At 67.6% G+C, this 19921-nt stretch carries 21 protein-coding genes, 1 tRNA gene and 1 other RNA gene; 9 read left to right on the top strand and 14 right to left on the bottom strand.

The window, feature by feature from the left end:
* Positions 1 to 53 precede the first annotated feature (53 nt).
* The 6 genes from rnpB to sppA form a co-directional block, all read right to left on the bottom strand.
* An RNA gene (rnpB, locus tag ACI8U3_RS01250) (RNase P RNA component class A) lies at positions 54 to 426 on the bottom strand.
* Positions 427 to 467: 41 nt separating this feature from the next.
* Positions 468 to 1370 (bottom strand): hypothetical protein, encoded by a 903-nt coding sequence (locus tag ACI8U3_RS01245; RefSeq protein WP_415013041.1) that lies wholly within the window; start codon positions 1368 to 1370, stop codon positions 468 to 470.
* A gap of 152 nt (positions 1371 to 1522) precedes the next feature.
* Entirely contained in the window at positions 1523 to 2050 is a 528-nt protein-coding gene (locus ACI8U3_RS01240; RefSeq protein ID WP_415013040.1) for a DUF6678 family protein, read from the bottom strand.
* Positions 2047 to 2817, bottom strand: coding sequence for an N-acetylmuramoyl-L-alanine amidase (locus ACI8U3_RS01235; RefSeq protein WP_415013039.1), 771 nt, complete (start codon positions 2815 to 2817; stop codon positions 2047 to 2049). Before ACI8U3_RS01235 ends, ACI8U3_RS01240 begins: the two co-directional genes overlap by 4 nt.
* 42 nt (positions 2818 to 2859) lie before the next feature.
* Positions 2860 to 3192, bottom strand: coding sequence for a hypothetical protein (locus ACI8U3_RS01230; protein ID WP_415013038.1), 333 nt, complete (start codon positions 3190 to 3192; stop codon positions 2860 to 2862).
* A gap of 127 nt (positions 3193 to 3319) precedes the next feature.
* Positions 3320 to 5095, bottom strand: a complete 1776-nt coding sequence (gene sppA / locus ACI8U3_RS01225; protein ID WP_415013037.1) for a signal peptide peptidase SppA — start codon at positions 5093 to 5095, stop codon at positions 3320 to 3322.
* Between the two features lie 209 nt (positions 5096 to 5304).
* Between sppA and panD the strand changes: the two genes are divergently transcribed.
* Positions 5305 to 5661 carry an aspartate 1-decarboxylase gene (gene panD / locus ACI8U3_RS01220; RefSeq protein WP_409748236.1) on the top strand — a complete coding sequence of 119 codons (357 nt, stop codon included), beginning with the start codon at positions 5305 to 5307 and terminating at the stop codon, positions 5659 to 5661.
* Between the two features lie 178 nt (positions 5662 to 5839).
* Here the strand turns inward: panD and ACI8U3_RS01215 are convergent, their stop codons facing one another.
* The gene (locus tag ACI8U3_RS01215; protein WP_415013036.1) at positions 5840 to 6634 is read right to left on the bottom strand and encodes an SIMPL domain-containing protein; all 795 of its coding nucleotides are present in this window, start codon (positions 6632 to 6634) and stop codon (positions 5840 to 5842) included.
* 195 nt (positions 6635 to 6829) lie between these two features.
* Between ACI8U3_RS01215 and ACI8U3_RS01210 the strand changes: the two genes are divergently transcribed.
* Positions 6830 to 6905 (top strand) — tRNA-Ile (locus ACI8U3_RS01210).
* Between the two features lie 165 nt (positions 6906 to 7070).
* Here the strand turns inward: ACI8U3_RS01210 and ACI8U3_RS01205 are convergent.
* The gene (locus ACI8U3_RS01205; RefSeq protein WP_415013035.1) at positions 7071 to 7427 is read right to left on the bottom strand and encodes a response regulator; all 357 of its coding nucleotides are present in this window, start codon (positions 7425 to 7427) and stop codon (positions 7071 to 7073) included.
* A gap of 39 nt (positions 7428 to 7466) precedes the next feature.
* Between ACI8U3_RS01205 and ACI8U3_RS01200 the strand changes: the two genes are divergently transcribed.
* Genes ACI8U3_RS01200 through ACI8U3_RS01190 form a run of 3 tightly spaced genes read left to right on the top strand, consistent with a single transcriptional unit; the run spans position 7467 to position 10611 of the window.
* Positions 7467 to 9950, top strand: a complete 2484-nt coding sequence (locus ACI8U3_RS01200) for a CHASE3 domain-containing protein (protein WP_415013034.1) — start codon at positions 7467 to 7469, stop codon at positions 9948 to 9950.
* Positions 9947 to 10330 (top strand): response regulator, encoded by a 384-nt coding sequence (locus tag ACI8U3_RS01195; RefSeq protein ID WP_415013033.1) that lies wholly within the window; start codon positions 9947 to 9949, stop codon positions 10328 to 10330. Before ACI8U3_RS01200 ends, ACI8U3_RS01195 begins: the two co-directional genes overlap by 4 nt.
* On the top strand, positions 10327 to 10611 hold the full coding sequence (locus ACI8U3_RS01190) for an Hpt domain-containing protein (protein ID WP_415013032.1): 285 nt from the start codon (positions 10327 to 10329) through the stop codon (positions 10609 to 10611). Before ACI8U3_RS01195 ends, ACI8U3_RS01190 begins: the two co-directional genes overlap by 4 nt.
* On the opposite strand, the gene ACI8U3_RS01185 is transcribed toward ACI8U3_RS01190, so the two are convergent.
* From ACI8U3_RS01185 to ACI8U3_RS01170, 4 genes are read right to left on the bottom strand one after another with little or no spacing between them, the layout of a single operon-like run.
* Positions 10595 to 12019 (bottom strand): glycosyltransferase family 2 protein, encoded by a 1425-nt coding sequence (locus tag ACI8U3_RS01185; RefSeq protein ID WP_415013031.1) that lies wholly within the window; start codon positions 12017 to 12019, stop codon positions 10595 to 10597. The genes ACI8U3_RS01190 and ACI8U3_RS01185 overlap by 17 nt on opposite strands.
* Positions 12016 to 13071, bottom strand: a complete 1056-nt coding sequence (locus ACI8U3_RS01180; RefSeq protein ID WP_415013179.1) for a HEAT repeat domain-containing protein — start codon at positions 13069 to 13071, stop codon at positions 12016 to 12018. Before ACI8U3_RS01180 ends, ACI8U3_RS01185 begins: the two co-directional genes overlap by 4 nt.
* A 2-nt stretch (positions 13072 to 13073) precedes the next feature.
* The gene (locus tag ACI8U3_RS01175) at positions 13074 to 14135 is read right to left on the bottom strand and encodes a YaiO family outer membrane beta-barrel protein (RefSeq protein ID WP_415013030.1); all 1062 of its coding nucleotides are present in this window, start codon (positions 14133 to 14135) and stop codon (positions 13074 to 13076) included.
* A complete protein-coding gene (locus tag ACI8U3_RS01170) occupies positions 14110 to 14517 on the bottom strand; it encodes a response regulator transcription factor (RefSeq protein ID WP_415013029.1) in 408 nt (135 codons plus the stop codon). Before ACI8U3_RS01170 ends, ACI8U3_RS01175 begins: the two co-directional genes overlap by 26 nt.
* Positions 14518 to 14889: 372 nt before the next feature.
* On the opposite strand from ACI8U3_RS01170, the gene ACI8U3_RS01165 reads away from it, so the two are divergent.
* The 4 genes from ACI8U3_RS01165 to arsH are packed head-to-tail and all read left to right on the top strand — an operon-like array spanning position 14890 to position 17496.
* Positions 14890 to 15228 carry an ArsR/SmtB family transcription factor gene (locus ACI8U3_RS01165; RefSeq protein ID WP_415013028.1) on the top strand — a complete coding sequence of 113 codons (339 nt, stop codon included), beginning with the start codon at positions 14890 to 14892 and terminating at the stop codon, positions 15226 to 15228.
* A gap of 2 nt (positions 15229 to 15230) precedes the next feature.
* On the top strand, positions 15231 to 15653 hold the full coding sequence (arsC, locus tag ACI8U3_RS01160) for an arsenate reductase (glutaredoxin) (RefSeq protein WP_415013027.1): 423 nt from the start codon (positions 15231 to 15233) through the stop codon (positions 15651 to 15653).
* Positions 15653 to 16741 (top strand): ACR3 family arsenite efflux transporter, encoded by a 1089-nt coding sequence (arsB, locus tag ACI8U3_RS01155; RefSeq protein ID WP_415013026.1) that lies wholly within the window; start codon positions 15653 to 15655, stop codon positions 16739 to 16741. The genes arsC and arsB overlap by 1 nt, the downstream gene beginning before the upstream one ends.
* The gene (gene arsH / locus ACI8U3_RS01150; RefSeq protein WP_415013025.1) at positions 16741 to 17496 is read left to right on the top strand and encodes an arsenical resistance protein ArsH; all 756 of its coding nucleotides are present in this window, start codon (positions 16741 to 16743) and stop codon (positions 17494 to 17496) included. The genes arsB and arsH overlap by 1 nt, the downstream gene beginning before the upstream one ends.
* A gap of 20 nt (positions 17497 to 17516) precedes the next feature.
* Here arsH and ACI8U3_RS01145 read toward each other — a convergent pair whose 3' ends face one another.
* Together ACI8U3_RS01145 and ACI8U3_RS01140 are read right to left on the bottom strand one after the other, a co-directional pair.
* Positions 17517 to 18347 carry an outer membrane protein gene (locus ACI8U3_RS01145; RefSeq protein WP_415013024.1) on the bottom strand — a complete coding sequence of 277 codons (831 nt, stop codon included), beginning with the start codon at positions 18345 to 18347 and terminating at the stop codon, positions 17517 to 17519.
* A gap of 68 nt (positions 18348 to 18415) precedes the next feature.
* Positions 18416 to 19921, bottom strand: a complete 1506-nt coding sequence (locus ACI8U3_RS01140; RefSeq protein WP_415013023.1) for a hypothetical protein — start codon at positions 19919 to 19921, stop codon at positions 18416 to 18418.

Below are 19921 nucleotides of genomic sequence, written 5' to 3'. Positions count from 1 at the left end.
CCTGTGGATGACTGTGCTCGCCACATGGGCGCCCAACCGGTTAACGGGGTTGAAATGCCAGACGGCCTGTAAGCCGGGTTCTGTTCCGTCTCGGAAGACGGCGACGATCATTCCTCTGGACCGGCCATTGCTGACCGGTTCTCGCGACCTACCCGGACGTCCCAGGCGGTGAGCCCTGCGGCCGAAGCCGCGCGACGTCCCTATTCGGTCTTGCTCCAGGCGGGGCTTGCCATGCCGCCCTCGTTGCCGAAGACGCGGTGGGCTCTTACCCCACCCTTTCACCCTTACCCTCCGAAGAAGGCGGTTTGCTTTCTGTGGCGCTGTCCCTCGGGTCACCCCGGGCGGAAGTTATCCGCCGCCTTTTCACCGTGGAGCCCGGACTTTCCTCGACGGGGCGAACCCCGCCGCGACCGCCCGGCCGTCTGGCGCCCGGAGGATAACACAGCCTGCATCAACAGAGCGACTGCTCAGTCTTCAGCGGCCGGCTCGGCAGGCTCTTCCCGATCGCGCGCCATGATCGAGCCGATCCTGCCCACCTGAGCGGTGGGACTGCGTTGATCCAGTTCGGCGGCGTAAAGCGACGCCAGATAGGAAACATCCCAGTCGGTCATTCCATCAGGCGCGGACGACGGGTCATCAAAGAGGTTCAGGACGGTCTCATAGGGCCGGGTGTCCGCTTCGGGATTCACCTGGGCGTACGCGACCATGGCGACATAATCAGCCAGCTGCCGAAGGGACACGCCCTCCGCTCTCGCCAGATCGATAATCACGATCGCTCGGGTCAGGTCGTTGCGAATCTGCGTGCGAAGAAGGCTGCCCTGGCTCGGGACAACGGGCGGGTTCTGACCCCGCAAGCGAACCGCGGGACGCCCGGAATCCGCATCGACCGGCATGCTGACGTGCCACCACCGCACCGCCTGATCGTTGCTCTGGAATTGTTCGAGGCTGGCCCGGCTTTGTGATGCGCCGGCGTAGCCCGGCCGAAACGCCCGGGGCCGTTCATCGACCAGGGCGCGCGCCAGGCCCGGACCGTCATCCGTGGCGATGATCAGAATGTTGGGGCGACAGCCGGGCTCGCCGATGTCCAGTTCCAGATCAAGCGCCACTTGCGACAATCGATCGATCATCGGCTGCGCAAGTTCACGCCGAAGATTGACGGCGCCCACGCAGACGCTGTCGCTCCAGCGCGCCGGCCCCCGGCCTCTGGGAGGATCCGTAACCTCATCCAGAAACGAACTGACCGCTTCGCGCACACGCTGCCCAGTAATGGTGACTTCGTCGACCTGTGTCACGGGGGCTTCAGGAGCCGGTCGCGGTTCCTGGGCGGTCTGTCCAACCAGGGCCAGGGCGATAAACAGGGGTGTGATCATCATGATGTCCCGCTAGCAGAAGCCGACGCGCGGTGACAGCCGTTCACGTCGGCACGGCGCATCATCACCTGACCACTCGCCGGAGTCGGATTTATGGCGGCACGCCGGCTCGGCCTGGGCCGGCATCAGGACGCCCGGCAGACGGCGCGGCTTCAAGGGGCCCGTTCCGGCGCTTCCGTCAATGTTGACGGATCAGCCTGGGCATAGCCGTAAATCCAGAACCCGCGCGCGTCCTCCCGGTACGGCAGGCGCAGACGATCAAGCACCTCACGCAGCTCGACCGTGCAGTCGCCCACCTGCTTCATCGGGAGAAGCCGGCCTTGCTCGGCCCAGAGCTTCGGCACGACCCGGATCCACTCGATCATGAAGAAAGGTTCGAGCCCCTCATGGCTCCAGTCGCCGAGGCAGGACATCTGATCGCAGGCCCACAAGGGCTCGCGCGGCCCCAACACGTCCTGACGCTGGAAAACCGGGGGGAAAGGCAGGGTCTCCACCGCCTCGCGCAGCTCGCGCCAACGGGTGTCGTTCATGAAGGACGTCAGAACGCGGCGCTCGACCTCCGCCAATACAGCACGTTTCAGGCGGGGCCGTTCAATCTCCACCCAGCGCCTCTGGAGCAGCGCGCGGTCGGCCTCGCGTTTCGCCGCCCGCTCCGTCCCACTTTTCGAAAGCCCGGTCATCCGTCCAGAACGCCGGTCAGGGATTCGGCGGACGCGAGTTGCAGAACGCCCATCAGGGTAGCGCGCGTCTGGCCGTCTGCGATCCCGTCCACCTTCTCGGGCCGCCAGTGGCGCTGGAACGCCTCAACCACGATGCGGGTGTCATCGTCATAGACGCCGGAGGGCGCCGGCTCGTAGCCGAAACGGTGCAGGCCGGCCTGCAGCACATGGACGCCCAGCCCCTCGTCGCCGGGGCCCAGCGGGGGGCCCAGGGCGGCGATGCGTTCGGCGGCAGGCTCGAACCATAGCCCGTGGCCGGCCTCGGCCAGGCGCTTCCAAGGGAACAGTTCGCCCGGATCGGTCTTGCGGTTCGGCGCCACGTCGGAGTGGCCGAGAATGCGATTGTCGGAAATGGTCCACCGCGAGCGGATGTCGGCGATGAGGGCGATGACCACGTCGATCTGGGCCTCCGGAAAGGCGCGGTATCCCCATTCATGGCCGGGATTGACGATCTCGATGCCGATGGAGGCGGCGTTGATGTCGGTCTCGCCCTTCCACCAGGACACGCCCGCATGCCAGCACCGGCGCTCCTCTGGAGCAAGGCGGAACACCCGGCCGTCCTCCTCCACCACATAGTGGGCGGACACGCGCGCCTTTGGATCACGCAGACGGTCCAGCGCCTCGGCGCCGGTCTGCATGCCGGTGTAATGCAGAAGGATCATGTCCGGCGGGGCGCGCCGGGCGTCGGTGTTAGGGGTGGGGGCGTCGATGAAGTCCAGGGCGGTCATGGACCCATATTCGACCGGACCGCGCCCGATGAAAAGCGGGGTCTAGCGCCCCTGACGTTCCCAGCCGTGGGCCACCCAGGTGTCGCCCACCTTCTCGGCCTCGATCACGCCGTCAGGACCGGCCGCAGCGGTGCGGGCGCGGGCCGAGCGGCGGGCGCGCATGGCGAAGCCGGTCAGGAACATGACCACCCCGGCCACCACGGCGATCACGGCCACGGCGGCGGCGGTGAACACGGCCAGCAGGGCGCCGATGGTTACGGCGATCCCGGCGGCGATCATGCCGCCCAGCCACATGACCGCGCCCATCAGGCCGGACCCGCGCGCGGGGCGCGGCGAGAAGCCGATGCGGGTGAAGCGGGTCTGGAACTGGGTCATGAGCTACCTTGGCGACGCCGTCATGAACGATCACTGAAAGAGGCGGTGATCCTGCTCAACGCATGAACATCAATGTCGGTCCGCGAGGGGACGCCGTCAATGCGACATCCCCTCACAGGTGAGTGTCTCAGCGCAGCGGCTGATCGGCCATGACCACGGCCCCTTGCGAGCGCATGCGCTCGGCGCGGGCCCGGGCCACGACGGCCTGGACGTCCGGATCAGACATGACGCCGTTCAGGCGGATCAGGGTTTCGGCGGCTTCGCCCGAGGCGCCGAACGCCTCGCCCAGCGCCTCCCAGGTGGACAGGGGACGCGGATAACGGCGGAAGCGCACCGACTCGTCCTCGGGGATCTCGGCCAGGGCCTTGGCCCGCTGGATGGCTTCATGGATGCCGCCGATCTCGTCCACCAGCCCCAGCTGACGGGCCTGGGCGCCGGTCCAGACGCGGCCGCGGGCGATTTCGCGCACGCGGGCGGCCGGCAGGTCGCGGCCGGTGGAGACGCGGGCGATGAAGTCTTCATAGACCCCGTCCATCCAGCCGGAGAAGGCGGCGCGCTCGGCCTCGTTGAAGGGACGCTCGGGGGTGAAGGCGTCGGCGTATTCGCCGCCCACGGTCAGGCCCTGAATGTCCACGCCGAACCGGCCCAGGGCCTCGTCCAGCACGAACTTGCCGCCGTACACCCCGATGGAGCCGGTCAGGGTCGAGGGCTGGGCCACGATGGCCGAGGCCTCGGACGAGATCCAGTAACCGCCCGACGCCGCATAGGCGCCCATGGACACCACAACCGGCTTGCCCGCCGCCTTGGCCGCGCGCACAGCCTCGAGAATCTGTTCGGAGCCTTCGGGCGAACCGCCCGGCGACGAGACGCGGAACACAATGGCCCGCACCGAGTCCTCCTCGATGGCGTCATAGATGGCGGCGGCGATGTCGTCGGAGCTCATCATCGAGCCCGCGCCGAACGGGTCGGCCGAGCTGCGTCCGGTCAGAATGGCGCCCTCCCCGCCCACGATGGCGATGGCGTTGCGGCCCGAGCCGGTGCGCTCACCCACGGCGGCGGAATAGTCGCTGAAGCGGATGATGCGGCCGTTGTCGCCGGCGCGGCGTCGGGCCTCGGCCTCGGCCTCATGCACGCCGCCGGTGTGGTCGATGAGGCCGAGCGCCTCGGCCTCGGCCGGGGTGTGGGGACCGGATTCGAAGGCGGTGCGCAGGGCGGCCGCCTCCATGTCGCGATCCCGCGCGGCGTTGGCCAGGGCGTTCACATAGATGGAGGTCATCCAGCCCTCGGCCGCCTCGCGGTGGGCCTCGGTGAAGTCGCTCTGGGTGAAGGTGTTGACCGCGTTCTTGTACTCGTAGCGCTGCTCGAAGTCGGCGGTGACGCCGTAACGCTCGAAGGCGCGACCGAAGAAGATTTCCTCGCTGGCCAGACCCGTGGCCTGGAAGCTGGCGTTCTCCTGCATCCAGAATTCGTCGGCCGAGGCGCCCAGCATGTAGGTGGACACCACCGCGCCCAGCGGCATCAGGCCCTGGGAGTGAGCGATCACCGGCTTGCCCGAGGCGCGGAAGCGGCGGATGGCCTGGCGCAGTTCGTCGGCCGAGGCTGGCGTCATGCCGCTTTCAGGCAGGCGCACCAGCACCACCTTGATGCGGTCATCCTCCTGGGCCTGGGCCAGCACGTCCACGACGCGCATCACCGAAAGGCCGGAGCCGCCGAAGCCGGCGAAGGGATTGGTGGGCGCCTGATCGGTCAGGCCGCCGCGCAAATCCACCTCGAGCACCGACTGGGCGTGAACCGCGGGTTTGGACGACCCGGCGGCGGACGCGATCAGAAGCAGCGGAATTCCAATGAAGAACAACAGAAGGCCGACAAAGACCCCGGCGATGGTGAGTGCGAACTGCTTCATCGGTTTCCTGAAAAATCGTCGTTCGGCCACACGTGGCCAGTCGTGACCATAGAGGGCGGGGCGTCACCGTCAAATGAACGTCCCGTAACGCGCGAACTTCATGCTGCACCGCCGCAGTCCTGATTGAAGACGGGCGGCGAAACCCCTATATGCGGCCCATCAACGGGGGATGTCCCCCGCCCCACGGATAGAGGAGGCCGGAGCTCCCCATGCTGGTCACCCTGATGAAATCCAAGCTGCACCGCGCGACGGTGACCCAGGCGGACCTCGACTACGAGGGCTCCATCGCCATTGATCGCGACCTGCTGGACGCCGCCGAGATCTACCCGCACGAGCAGGTGGATGTGCTGAACATCACCACCGGCGCGCGCTTCACCACCTACGCCATCGAGGCGCCGCGCGGATCCCGCGTCATCGGCGTCAACGGCGCCGCCGCCCGTCTGGTGCAGAAGAAGGACAAGGTGATCATTGTCACCTATGGCCAGCTGCCCGCAGAACAGGCGCGCAACTACACGCCCAATGTGGTGCTGCTGGACGACGGCAACCACATCAAGGACGCAGCTTGATCTGATCCTGACGGTCGTTCTCCCTCCCCGTTCGGGGAGGGCGGTCGGCGCGCAGCGACGGCCGGGTGGGGCGGGCTCGGCTACGAGAGCGCGGCGGCCTTGCCGTGCAGCCCCCACCCGCTTCGCCTTCGGCTCAGCCCCCTCCCCGAACGGGGAGGGAGAGGGCCTTGGACGCGGCTTACCGCACGATGTCGTAGACGCCGTTGATGTTGACGCGGATGGTCAGTTCGCCGGGCGCCACGCTGGTGCTTTCGGCGCTGTCCATGGCCATGGCGCCGCGGGCGAACATCGGCGGCTGGGGCGCATAGCCGCCGCCTTCCGACAGGTTGCGGATACCAGCGAGGCGCACGCCGAGCGCATTGGCGTACAGATTGGCCTTGGCCTGCAGCGCCTGGACGGCGGCCATGCGGGCCTGATCCTCGGCCTGCTGCGGGTTGATCAGGCCGAAGCTGATGCCGTCGATCTGGTTGACGCCGGCGTTCACAACCGCATCGGCGGTGGAGCCGACACGCTCCAGATCACGAATCTCGACCGTGACCCGGTTGGACGCCTGATAGCCGCGCAGGCGCGGCGGTTCGTTCTGCACATAGTCATACTGGGCCTGAAGGCTGAGGCCCGAGGTCTGGATGAAGCGCTCCTCGATCCCGGCGGATCGCAGGGCGCGCATCACTTCGTTCATGCGGGTGCGGTTCTGGGCCATGGCCTCGGCGGCGGTGGTCGCCTCGGTCACGACGCCAAAATTGATACTGGCCATGTCCGGCGCGGCCTTCACCTCGCCATAGGCCGACAGGTTCAGGGTCGGAGTCTCGGGTTGGACCAGAATGGTCTGGTTGGCGGCAGGCGTCGCCTGCTGGGCCAGGGCCGGGGCGGCGGTCATGACCGCGCCGGCGGCCAGGACGGCGGCGCCCAGCATCAGGGTCAGGTTCGGGCGGGGCCGGGCCACGGCGACGGCGCGGGCGGGAAAACGGGTCATGGTGTCTCCTTCGGAGCTTCCTGTTGTGCGTCCGGCGGGAGCGTGCGCCCCAGCCGTGGCCGAACCTTGGCCTTTCGCGCCTGAATGAACGCTTGGCGCCATGGTGCAGGTTCCATTCATGGACTCATGGGGGCCCGTAATGTTGCAGGCTTTCCCATGACCGCCGGGCCTGCTAGCCAGACGCTCCGCCACGGCGGGCGCGTAGCTCAATGGTTAGAGCCGACCGCTCATAACGGTCTGGTTGGGGGTTCGAGTCCCTCCGCGCCTACCAGTGCGGCTGTCGAGACCACTTAGAACTGCCTCAAAACCACTTAAGAGTGGCTCAGGGGGTAGGCGGCTCGACTCTGCATCACCCGGGAAAGTCTACCTCGGGCTCAAGTGACGGTTCGGAAAGTCTGGATCCCGAGCTCTGAAGGGTGATGGATCAAGGCTCGTCTCAAACTCCTGACAGAGCCGCCTTCAACGCCTCTTCGGTGATCGGTTTGGTCAGGGTGGCGTGAGCGCCGAGGCCCGAGGCCATTTTCAGGATCGGCCCGGGGCCGAGCCTGCCGCCGCCGGTTATGGCGATCACATGCATGGTTTCCCTGAGATGTCGGGTCTCCATGATGAAGTTCAGGCCGTCGCGTTCCGGCATCAGGATGTCCACCACGACCGCATCAGGGGACCAGTCCCGGACGATGCGGAGGCCCTCATCCACCGTTTCGGCGGTCATGACCTGGTAATCCATGCGCTTCAGCATGTCGTCCAGATGACTCAGCATCAGAGGATCGTCCTCGATGACACAGACCTTCATGCCCAACCTCCGGATGCATCAATCATGCAGGTCTAGCCGATGAACCCCGAAGTCCGTCAACCCGGCAGGCGTCGTTTCCGCGTGGTCGTGGGGCTGGCGTCCGCGATCCTGGCCGTACTTCTGGTGGTCACGGGCCTGGAGCTCCGCCGGGAGTTCGCCAGCGCCAGCGCGCTGCGGGCTGCTGTCGAGCGGTCGTACGACACCCGGCTGCAGATCCAGTCCGTGTTCTCGTTGCTGCAGGACGCGGAGACTGGGCAGCGGGGTTACATCATCACCGGCGATGAGCGCTTTCTGGAACCCTACGACGAAGCGCTGACCCAGCTGGACGCGCAGATGGCCGCCCTCGGCGCCCTGTTCGGCGGGGATGATGCGCAGGCCGTGGACCATCTGCGCCTTTCCGAGCGCATCACCCGCAAACGTCTGACGATGGAACGGAGCATCGACCTTCGCGAAGCGGGGCGCACGGACGCCGCATTCGCGGCCGTGTCCAGCGGCGAGGGAAAGGCGGCCATGGACGAGATCCGGCGCCTCGTGGACCAAATGACGACGCGAGAGGCGCAGCACCTTCTGGTCCTTTCCGAGGGCGCAACGGCCCGCACGAAGCGAACAGAAATCATGGTGATGGTTCTGTTCGCTGCGCTCGTCCTCATAGCGGCCGGGACAGCCGTTCTGGTGTGGCGCTATCTGGCGACACGGAGTGCGCTTCTGGAGCGGCTGGAAGCGGCGGCGGCTCGCCACAGCGCCACCCTGGACAGCGCCTTCGACGCCATCGTCACCCTGAACCCCAGCGGCAGCATCGAAACCCTGAACCCGGCCGCCGAGCGCATGTTCGGCTGGGGGGCGGAAGAGATCGGGCGCCGGGATGTGAATGTGCTGATCGACCTGGCGGACAATGGCGAAGGGACATTTCTGGATCGACTGGGCGCCAGCCAGGGCGCGCTGGACGACGGGCTGCTGAGGGAATTGACCGGCAAGCGCAGGGACGGCGAGACCTTTCCGGCCGACGTGGCCCTGGGCGCCATGGATCTGCCCACGGGCCGTCATGTGGTGGCGGTGATCCGCGACATCACCGAACGCCGTCGGGTCGCCGAGATGAAGGACGCCTTCGTCTCAACAGTCAGCCATGAACTGCGCACGCCGCTGACCTCCATCGCGGGATCGCTGGGTTTGCTGGCGGGCGGCGCGGGCGGGAACCTTCCGGACAAGGCTGCGCGGCTGATCGGCATTGCGCACTCCAACAGCCAGCGCCTGGTGCGGTTGATCAACGACATTCTCGATGTGGAGAAACTGGAATCCGGGAAACTGGTTCTGGCCTTGTCGCCTCTGGACCTGCGCGACATCGCCGCCCGCTCGATCGACGGCGTGCGCGGCTATGCCGAGCAGATGGGCGTGACCCTGAGCCTGGGCGACGGCGAGCCTGCTCCGGTGCGGGGCGACGCCGACCGGCTGATCCAGGTGGTGACCAATCTTCTGTCCAATGCGGCCAAATTCTCGCCGTCGGGCGGCGAGGTGACCGTGACGGTCAATCCCGAAGCGCGGATCGCCCGGCTCAGCGTCGCGGACCACGGGCCTGGCATCCCGGAGGAATTTCGCGCCCGCATCTTCGGCAAGTTCGCCCAGGCGGACTCCACCGACACGCGGGCCAAGGGCGGGACGGGCCTAGGCCTGGCTATCGCGCGCGAGATCGCCGAGCGCCATGGCGGCAGGCTGTGGTTCGAGTCGGCCGAGGGCGAGGGGGCGACCTTCCATCTCGACCTGCCTCTGAACCGGCCGGAAGAGACGACCGGGAACGTAACGGGACGGCTGCTCATCTGCGAGGATGACCCCGACGCGGCCCGGGTTCTGGCCGAGATGCTGTCGCACGAAGGCTATCAGGCCGATGTGGTCGGAACGGCGCGCGAAGCCCTGTCCAGCGCGCGGGCGGGATCCTACGCGGCGGCGCTGGTCGATCTGCAATTGCCCGATGCGGATGGCGTCAGCCTCATCCGGGCGCTGAAGGCGAGCGACGACACCCGCGCCATGCCGGTGATCGTGGTCTCGGGCGATGTGGCGCGCGGACGGGTGCGCGGGCGTTCGCTGGAGGTGGCTGACTGGATGGAGAAGCCGGTCGATCAGGCCCGCCTGAAACTGGCCGTACAGTCTCTGTTCAGCGGTAATAAAAAGCCGCTGGTGCTGCATGTGGACGACGATCGGGACATTCTGGAGGTCACGCGGCAAGCCCTGGGATCGGTCGAGGTTGTCGGGGCCGAAAGCCTGGCCGAGGCGCGGGCTGAGCTGGCGGCCAGGCGTCCGGACCTGGTGATTTTGGACCTTGGCTTGCCGGACGGAAACGGGCTGGATTTGCTGCCGGAACTGACGGACGAGGATGGCGGCACCATTCCCGTCGTGATCTACTCCGCCCAGGACATGGACCGTGAAGCGGCACCGGCCGTACGGGCGGTGCTGACCAAGTCGCGCATGTCCCTGACCCAGCTGGCGCGCACCGTGCGCCGCCTGACTCGCCGCACCGGAGGACCTTCGTGAGTGCATTGAAGATTCTGCACGTGGACGACGAGGATGACATCCGCGAGGTGGCGGCGTTCGCGCTGGAACTGGATCCGGACATCACCCTGACCTCGGCCGCCTCGGGCGAGGCTGCGCTGGCGGCCCTGGATGCGGGGCTTGGCCCCGACGTAATCCTGCTGGACGTGATGATGCCGCATCTGGACGGCCCCGGGACTCTGGCCCGAATTCGTGAACGGCAGGCGCATCAGGCCACGCCGGTGATCTTCATGACGGCCCGCGCGCAGTCCGGCGAAGTGGACCATTACCGTGCTCTGGGGGCGCTCGACGTCATCACCAAGCCGTTCGATCCCATGACGTTGGCGCAGGACGTTCGAGCCATCCTGGCGGCCCGGCGATGAATGATGTGCTGGCCGGTCTGAGGGTGCGCTTTCTGGATCGCTGCGTCGGCGATCTCCAGCGACTCGAAGATCTGTTGGCGCGCGGCGCCCTGGACGTCGACGAGATGCAGGACCTGGTCCACAGCCTGGCAGGCGCCGCCGGCACCTTCGGATTTCCCGACATCAGCGCCGCAGCGGGGGAATGCGATGACGCCTTCGCCAAAGGCGAAGCGCCGGATCGCGCGGGTGTCGAGCGGCTGACTGCCGCGATCAGGGACGCGCTGGCTAAGCGGGAGGACTGAAGCCCTTGCGGGTCATGGTTCCCCACGACTGGCTGCGCCGCAGATATTGCCACAGGCCGCGCAGACGCCACAGGTTGTTGAGCTGGCGATAACCGAAGTTCTCCAGCACCGCGACGGCGGTCAGCAGCAGCAGGTGACGGGCGCGGGTAAAGCGCCGCAACTCAGACTCCTCCAGCGCCAGCGCTCCGACGGAGATCACCACCCCAAAGGTGAAGCTGACAGCCAGGAACGCCAGCAGATAGTCCAGCGAGAGCAGTCCCAGCGCCCAGAAGGCCGGGATCAGCAGATAGCCCAGCAACTCCACGATGGGCCCCAGCACGTCGACCAAGAAGATGTAGCCGAAGCCGATGGGGCCCAGGCGCCCGTAGCGGGGACGGAACATCACGTCCCAGTGGCGCTCGAAGGTTTCCAGGGCGCCGCGATGCCAGCGTGATCTCTGGCGACCAAGAACACGCAGATCCTCTGGCGCCTCGGTCCAGCAAACCGGTTCAGGAACGAAGCCGACACGGTACGGTCGGCGCTGATCACGCATCAGCCGGTGCAGCTTCACCACCAGCTCCATATCCTCGCCGACCGTACCGCGCGTGTAACCGCCGGCCTCGATCACCCGGGCCCGCCGGAACAGGCCGAATGCGCCGGAGATGATGGTCAGGGTGTTGATGCGACTCCAGGCGAGGCGCGCCATCAGGAAGGCGCGCAGATATTCAACGGTCTGCAGTAATGCCAGCAGATTGCGCGGCGGCCGGACTTCCAGAACCTGGCCGTCGCGGATGAGGCAGCCGTTGGCGATGCGCACGGTGCCGCCGACCGCGACTGTGCGCTCCGGGTCCTCCACGAAGGGCCTGACCGCTCGCAGCAAGGCGTCAGGCTCCAGCAGGGAGTCCGCGTCCATGGAGCAGAAGATCGGCGCACGGGACACATTGATCCCCGCATTGAGCGCATCGGCCTTGCCGCCATTCTCCTTGTCCACGACGATCAGACGGGGCTGGTGCGCGGCGGCGTACACACCGCGGATGGGCTGATGATCCAGCGCCTGATCGTAATGGCGTTCCACCGGCTTCAGGTCATAGGCGTCAATGAGCACCTGAAGGGTCGTATCCTTAGAGCCGTCGTTGATGACGATCACCTCGAAGCTGGGATAGCGCAGGGACAGCAGGGAGCGGACGCTCTGAACGATGGTCAGCGCCTCATTGTAGGCGGGCGCCAGCAGGGCGATGGGCGGCGACGCTTCGGCGTAACGGCGCCACAGGACGCCAGACTGCGGGATCGACGGGCGCGCCGAAAGGGCGCCGGCCGCCAGCAGCAGCTGGATCAGATAGATGACGTTCTGGGCCAGGCCCATGCCGATGACGAACAGGGCGATGGACTGGGCGAACCCCACCATGACGACCGCCAGGCCCTGGGTCATGACGCCGTCTCCGCTAGGCCGCGCTCGGCCAGTGCAAGGGAAGCCGCGCGTCGCACCACGTCCTGATCGATACCGACCGCCATGCGCAGGCCGGCGAGACCCTTTTCGCCCAGGGCGGCAAGGGCCTCGCCGGCGCGGAATCGCACCCACCAGGCGGGGTCTCCCAGCGCCTGGATCAACATGGGCGCGGTCTGCACCAAGCCGATCCGGCCAGCGGACTCGCACGCGGCGGACCGCACCTCCCATGCCGGGTCTGAAAACGCTCCCGTAACCGCCTCTTCGGCGGCGGGATGGCCAAGCAGCCCCAGAGCGCGGACGGAGGCGATGCGCAGCTCCAGCTCAGGCGAGGCGGCGGTTCGGCATAGCGGCTCCACCGCCCGATAGTCGCCGGAGGCGCCCAAAGCGTCCGCCAGCACCGCCCGGGTGGCGGACGGCGCTTCGGACAGCAGGAAAACGTCCAGCGCTTCCATCGGCGAGTCGGCCGCTGCCCGGCGGATGACCGGTTCGTACAACAGCGAATCCTGCAGGTCGCGGTTCGCCAGGTCGATGAGCATGTCCTGCAGTGGCGGCGCGGCCTCCATGGCCAGAAGGGCGGTGAGAACCGCCACGCGAAAATCGCCGTCACGGGATCGCCCAAGCGACGCGCGCAGCGCCTCCACGGTCGCCACGTCGGGAAACGCCGCCAGCGCTTCGGCCGCGGCGATCCGCCCCGCCTTGCCGCCGCGATTGAGCCGAAGTCGCAGGCGTTCGGCCAATCCGAGTTTTACAAGGCCGTCGATCAACCGGTCCCGCTCGACGCCCCGCACCAGGCCGAGCACCTCGACCAGAGTCTCAGCCATTAATCGAGCGCGTTCGGCGTAGGGGCTCAGACGTTGCGCCGCATCCGCATCGCCGGCCATGGTCTCCAGAAACAACGCGCGGACGCGCGCCTGATCCGCAGCCCGCGTCTGATCAGCCCGCTCGCGCCGGAGACGGGCGAGGATCAGCCCGGCCATCCAGACAAGCGCCGCCGCGCCGAAGAGCAGCGAGCTCCACCACAGGAGCGCCAGCATGCTCACCAGAACCGCCAGCCGAGACCAAGCGTGATCGCCTCCCGGTCATAGGCGCCGCGGTCTTCGTGCAAGGCGCCCAGCCGCAGGCTGACCTGGTCGGTCAGGCCGATTTCAGCGCCCAGGCTGACGGCGCGCACGTCCACGGTGACGCCCTCGCTGGTTTCCGGCGCGTCGGCGTGGTCCAGACGCAGCCGCAGGCGGTCCGTAGCCGTCCATTGGGCGCTCAGCGCGTAGCCGGTCCGGCGCTGATCGGTTTCGTCCCAGACATTGATCCAGCGCGCCGCCACCCGCATCCGACCTTGCGCCAGGTCGGCGGCCAGCCCCGGCTGCAGGCTGGTCACATCGCCACTGGCGAACCGGGCGGCGGAGGCGTCGAGGGTGCCGCTGAACGTCGGCGAGATACGGATGTCGGCGCCGGCCCGCAGAGAGGCTTCCGGCCGGTACTCGGCCTCCAGCGCGCCACCCAGGGCGGCATAGGCCCCGCCCCAGGCGAAACGACGATCCACGCGCCCCTCGAGAAACAGGTCGTCCTCGCCGAACCGCTCGGTCCATTCGCCGGACGCGCCAAGCGTCCAGCGCTCATCCAGCGTCCGGACGGCGCCCAAACGCGCCTCGGTCCAGTCGGGCAGGTTGGCCCGGAGGCGGCTGCGTGAGACGTCCAGATCTAGCCGCCAAGTGGGCGGCGGCCGCAATGCACGGCTCAGCGCCGCCACATCGGCGCGGTCCGGCGCCGCCAAGGCGGCTCTGTCCGTCTCCATCCGCGCCCGGGCCACGTCTCCGCGACGTTGCGCGACGCGCGCGAGGCCCAGTCTGGCGTCCACATAATCCGGCGCGGCGACCAGCACCGCCTCGAAGTCCGCTTCAGCCTCGTCCAGCCGATTGAGGGCCAGCAGGGAAAGGCCGCGATTCAGCCGGGCGTCCACGTCGCCGGGGCGGAATTGCAGGACGGTGTTCAGCTTTAGAAGCGCCGCCTCGTGTCGTCCCGCGCGCCGGTCGGCCACCGCCGCCTCGTACAAGGCCGTCGGGTCCGTGCGGACCTCAGCCGGGACGTCTTGAACGATCATCACCTTGCTCCATGTCCGAGGCGCTCAAAATCCGCCGGATCCGTTGCACCAGCTCGTCTGGAATGAAGGGCTTGGCCAGATAGTCCGCGGCGCCCAGCTGAAGAGCGCCAACCACGTCGTGCTCTCGTTTCAGAGCCGTCAGCATGACCACGGGAATGTGGCGGGTGTTCTCATCGGTCTTAAGCCTGCGCAGCACCTCGAAGCCGTCCATCACCGGCATCATGGCGTCCAGCACGATCAGGTCCGGCCCATGATCGCCAACCAGGGCCGCAACCTCGCCGCCATTCTCGGCCACAAGCACCTGATGACCCTCCGTCGCCAGCTTGTGCTGCAGCAGCGCCCGCAACAGCGGATCATCGTCAGCAATCAGGATGCGCGCCATCAATCACTCCACAACCGGCCCGCCCGCACACGCGGCATGATGCACGCAAGAATGTGAATCAAGCCCTAGGAAAAGAAGATGATGCTGGACGCTTGGGAGCAGGAAGTGCTTCGGGGCGCCCAGCCGTAGTGCTTATCTTGAGCGACCGGATGTCGTTCTTTCGGATTGAAGCCAAGGTCTGCCTCTGGCGCCAAGCCGACCTGCCTTTGGCGGCGAGCGGCTGGCCAGAACGCGACTGAGGCGCCCTTAAGTGGTCGGATAAGTGGTCGCCGGAAAATTTGTGCGGCTTTTCAGTGAGCAGATGAGCCAGTCTTAAGTGGTCCCGACACAGCGCGGCTTTGCCTGTCCGATTGATTCCATTATTCTGGAAATATGGAATCAGAAGACGCCCTGACCGCTCTCGCCGCCCTGGGACAGCCCACGCGGCTGGAGGCGTTTCGGCTGCTGGTGCGGCATGAGCCCGAGGGGATGGCGGCGGGGGATCTGGCGCAGGCGCTGGCCGTGCCGGCCAACACCCTGTCGGCCCATCTGAACGTGCTGTCCCATGCCGGTCTGGTGCGGGGCGAGCGGCGCGGGCGCTCCATCGTCTATCGCGCAGCCTTCGAGCGGGTGACGGGGCTGGTGCTCTATCTGCTCAAGGACTGCTGCGGCGGACGCGCCGACCTTTGCCGGCCGTTGATGGCCGAACTGAACCCCTGTCTGACGGACTGATCATGGACATCATCATCTACCACAACCCCGCCTGCGGGACCTCGCGCAACACGTTGGCGCTTATCCGGCATCTGGGGATCGAACCCCATGTGGTGGAGTATATGAAGACCCCGCCGACCCGCGCCCTGATCGCCGACATGGTGGACCGCATGGGCGTGCCCCTGCGCGACGTGCTGCGCCAGAAGGGCACGCCCTATGCGGAGCTGGGGCTGGATGATGAGACTCTCACCGACGATCAGCTGCTGGACGCGGTGGAGGCGCACCCTGTGCTGCTGAACCGGCCCATCGTGGTGACGCCCGCGGGCGTGAAGCTCTGCCGTCCATCCGAGGCGGTGCTGGACCTGCTGCCGGGCGTGCCGCTGAAGCCCTTCGTCAAGGAAGACGGCGAGGTCATCATCGACGACGCCGGAAACCGGGTGCGCTGATGGTGGACACCGTCGTTCAGGAGAAAGCCCCGCCGCGCCGCCTGTCGTTCCTCGACCGTTGGCTGACCCTGTGGATTTTCGCCGCCATGCTGGCGGGCGTGGCGCTGGGGTCGTTGATCCCGGGCTTGCCCGCGTGGCTGGACAGTCTGTCGGTGGGCAGCACCAACATCCCCATCGCCATCGGCCTGATCCTGATGATGTATCCGCCGCTGGCGCGGGTGAAATACGAGGCCCTGCCCCGTGTGTTTGCCGACAAGCGGGTGCTGGCCCTGTCCCTGTTCCAGAACTGGGTGCTGGGGCCGGTACTGATGTTCGCCCTGGCGGTGATCTTCCTGCGCGATTACCCGGAGTACATGACCGGGGTCATCCTGATCGGCCTGGCCCGGTGCATCGCCATGGTGCTGGTCTGGAACCAGCTGGCGCGCGGCGACAACCAGTATGTGGCCGGGCTGGTGGCGTTCAACTCGGTGTTCCAGATCCTGTTCTTCAGCGTCTACGCCTGGCTGTTCCTGACCGTCCTGCCGCCCCTGTTCGGGCTGGAGGGCAGCGTCATTGACGTCAGCGTCTGGACCGTCGCGGGCGCCGTGCTGATCTATCTGGGCGTGCCGTTTCTGGGCGGGTACCTGACACGGCGGGTGCTGGTCGCCCGCAAGGGCGAGGAGTGGTACGAGACGCGCTTCATCCCGCGCATTGGGCCGATCACCCTGATCGCCCTTTTGTTCACCATCCTGGCCATGTTCAGCCTCAAGGGGTCCGACGTGGCAGCCCTGCCGCTGGACGCGCTGCGCATCGCCGTGCCCCTGACCATCTATTTCCTGATCATGTTCGTGGTCAGCTTCCTGATGGGCAAGCTGATCGAGGCGGACTATCCGCGCACGACCGCCCTGGCCTTCACCGCCGCCTCGAACAATTTCGAGCTGGCCATCGCCGTTGCCATCGCCGCCTTCGGCCTGGCCAGCCCGGTCGCCTTCGCCGCCGTGATCGGCCCGCTGGTGGAGGTGCCGGTGCTGATCCTGCTGGTGTCGGTGGCCCTGTGGATGGGCCGCCGCTGGTTCCCCGATACGGCCCCGTCGAAGGAGGTGCGCTGATGGACCGTCTACGCCCCCTGCCCGACCCGGACCATCTGCCCGCGCTGGATCCGGACTATCTGCACACGCGGCCGGCGCTGGACATGGGCCCGATGGACCATCCGCCGCGCATCCTTCTGCTGTACGGCTCGCTGCGTGAGCGGTCCTATTCGCGGCTGACGGCGGAGGAAGCCGCGCGGCTTCTGCGGCTGATGGGCTGCGAGACCCGGATCTTTGACCCGTCCGACCTGCCCCTGACGGACCAGATCGCGGGCGACGACCACCCGGCGGTGCACGAATTGCGCGAGCACGCCCTGTGGTCTGAGGGCATGGTCTGGTCCAGCCCCGAGCGGCACGGTCAGGTCTCGGGCCTGATGAAGCTGCAGATCGACCACATCCCCCTGAACATGGGCGGGGTGCGCCCGACCCAGGGGCGGACGCTGGCGGTCATGCAGGTGTCCGGCGGCTCCCAGTCCTTCAACGCGGTCAACACCATGCGTCTGCTGGGCCGGTGGATGCGCATGATCACCATCCCGAACCAGTCCAGCGTGGCCAAGGCCTGGCAGGAGTTCGACGAGGCGGGGCGCATGAAGCCGTCAGCCTACTACGACCGCATCGTGGACGTGATGGAGGAGCTGGTCCGCTTCACCGTCCTGACCCGGCCGCACGCGCAGGGCTTGGTGGACCGGTATTCCGAGCGCAAGGCGGCGGGCACGCGGGTGGACGACGCCGCAGCGCTGGCGAAGCGCGCCCTGGGCGATAGCCTCCGCCCCTGAGGGACGGAGGCCAGGCCTCATCAGAAGCGCCAGGCGGCGGTGACGCGCACCGCGTGGAAATCGAAATCTCCGTCGCTGCGTCGTTGATCCGTCCCGGTCGGATCCACCAGCAGGAACGGGTTGGTGGCGGGGGCCGTGCCGGGGCCGGTGCGGACGATGTAATCGTCGTCCTCGAGGTTGGTGTAGAGATACTCGACACCGACAGTCATGTTCGAGGTGACCCAGGTCTCCACCCCGGCGCCCAGCTGGTAGCCGGAGCGGCGATCACTGACCGACATGGGCGTGAAGCTGTTGGCCCCGTTGCTGGTGGAATAAGTTCCCTCCACTTCAGCCGACGCAAAGCCAGCGGTCACATACGGCAGGAACCGGCCGGCGTCATAACCGATACGTCCGCGCAGGGCGGCGATGTTCTCGACCTCGCGGGTGAACGTGTAGCGAGCCGGGGTGGTGCTGAAGCCACTGACGCTGTCAGTGATGTCGGGGCGACCGATTTCGCCTACCGCGCCCACGACCCAGGAACCCATTTGCCAGTCGTAGCCCGCGCGCAGGCCGAATTCGGCGCCGTCGTCATCGTCGTCACAGCCGTCCGCGGGGGTGGGGCCGGTGGCTCGGCCGCCGCAGAAGCCGGGCGAAAAGGCGTCAGCGCCCGCGCCGGTGCGCACGGTGTCGCCAAACTGGCCGTCCAGATCGGTGTCGAACAAAATGCGCTCGTCATCGTCGTCGGGCTGGAAGCCGTAGCCGAGATAGCCGCCCACATAGGGCCCCTGCCAGTCCTGGGCTGCGGCCGGGGTCGCGGTCGCGGCGGCGAGCGCCAAAACGGCGCCGGCGGCGATGGTGGTTGTTTTGATCATGTGGTCCTCTCCAACTGACCCCGACAGGATCAGCTACGGATCACATGTTCGTGCGGATGCCGGAGGCCCTACCAGCCCCAGCCGCGGCGGCCGCCCCGGTTCCAGCGGTCGTCGCCAAGATAGCGGCGGTCGTCAACGTACCGGCCGTTCTGGTCGTACCAGCCATAGCCCTGATTGTAGCGGTCCCAGCCGTCCAGACCGTAGGCGTAATCCTGATAGGGGTCGCCGTACCAGCCGTCGTCCTGGGCCCACCAGTCGCGGGGATAGGGATCGTACTGGCACTGCCAGGACTGGCCCCGGGCCGGCTCGAAGGCGTAGCGGTCGCGGTAGCGGGGCTGGAACCGGGGCCGGCAGATGTCGTGGCGCGACCAGACCCGATTGCCGCTTTCCTCCACCGAGGCTCGCTCTTCGGCGAACACCAGTTGACGCACGCCCGCGAACACGTTGTCGGTGATGACGGCGCGGCCCGAGGCGGCGGCGACGCCCAGGGTGTCGGCGCGCACGCGGCTGTCGGTCAGGACCAGTTCGCCGTTGTAGAGCACAACGCCCTTGTCGGCGCGGCAGATGCGACTGTCGCGCACCTCCACCGAGGCGCCCTCGATGGCCACGCCCTCCACATAGCCGCAGATGCGCGAGCCCTCGACGATGACCCGGCCGTAGTCCCGGCCCGAACGGACCATCAGGCCGATGGAGCGGGGGCCGAAATTGTTGGGCGCCTCTGTGCCCTTCATGGACACGCGGGTCAGCTGGGCGGTCTGGCCGGGGCCGGGGATCACCTCCATGCCCGCCTGGGCGTGGGTGATGTCCACCTCATAGACCGAGACGCCCGCGCCGTCGGCGACGATGGCCGGGGCGATGGTGTGGGCCTCGATGACGCTGTTGCGGATGTCCAGCGCCCCGCCGTCTGCGTAGATGGCCGGCTCGTCGCCGCCGTGGCGGAAACCGGTGCGATCGAAGATCATCTGGGCGCCGTAGCCCACCACGCAGGCCGCCTCCCCCGCGTTGCGGGACTCGAACACGATGTCGCGCACCTCGACCCGCACGCCCTGGGCCACCGTCATGCAGGGCAGGCCGTCCGGCGCCTGGATGGTGGCGGACGGCGAGCGGTCCCAGTCGCGGCGATCAAAGCCCGCGTCGCCCATGATGGTCATGGGCTTGTCGATGTTGAGCCAGCCCACGCAGGCGCCCGCGCGGCCGCGGATGATCAGGGTTCCGCCCGGCGCCACGCGGGCCACGGCGTTCTCCAGCCCGCCCGAACCGGGATTGCCGCCGCAGTCGATCAAGACGACCTGCTCGCTGGCTGTGGGCGGGGGCGGATAGGTGGGGCCTCGGCCATAGCCGTGATCCCACCGGCGGCGATGGTCGCCATAGCTCCACCGGCGCTGGGGCCGGGCGCGGGTGCGGGTGGGCGGGTCCAGCAGGATGCCGAAATTGGGCCGGGTCTGGCTTTCCACCTTGGCGGCGGTCTGGGCGCTGGCGGGGCTGTCGGCCAGTCCCGCCAGGCCGATCAGGGCCATGCCCGAAACGGCGGCGGCGAGGGTGACGCGGGCGGGGGTGAAGATGGGCTTTTTCAT

The sequence above is a fragment of the Brevundimonas sp. genome (assembly GCF_047617075.1).
Taxonomy (GTDB): domain Bacteria; phylum Pseudomonadota; class Alphaproteobacteria; order Caulobacterales; family Caulobacteraceae; genus Brevundimonas.
The sequence above is the reverse complement of the archived record's forward strand: the minus strand, read 5'-3'. Positions and strand labels throughout refer to the sequence as shown.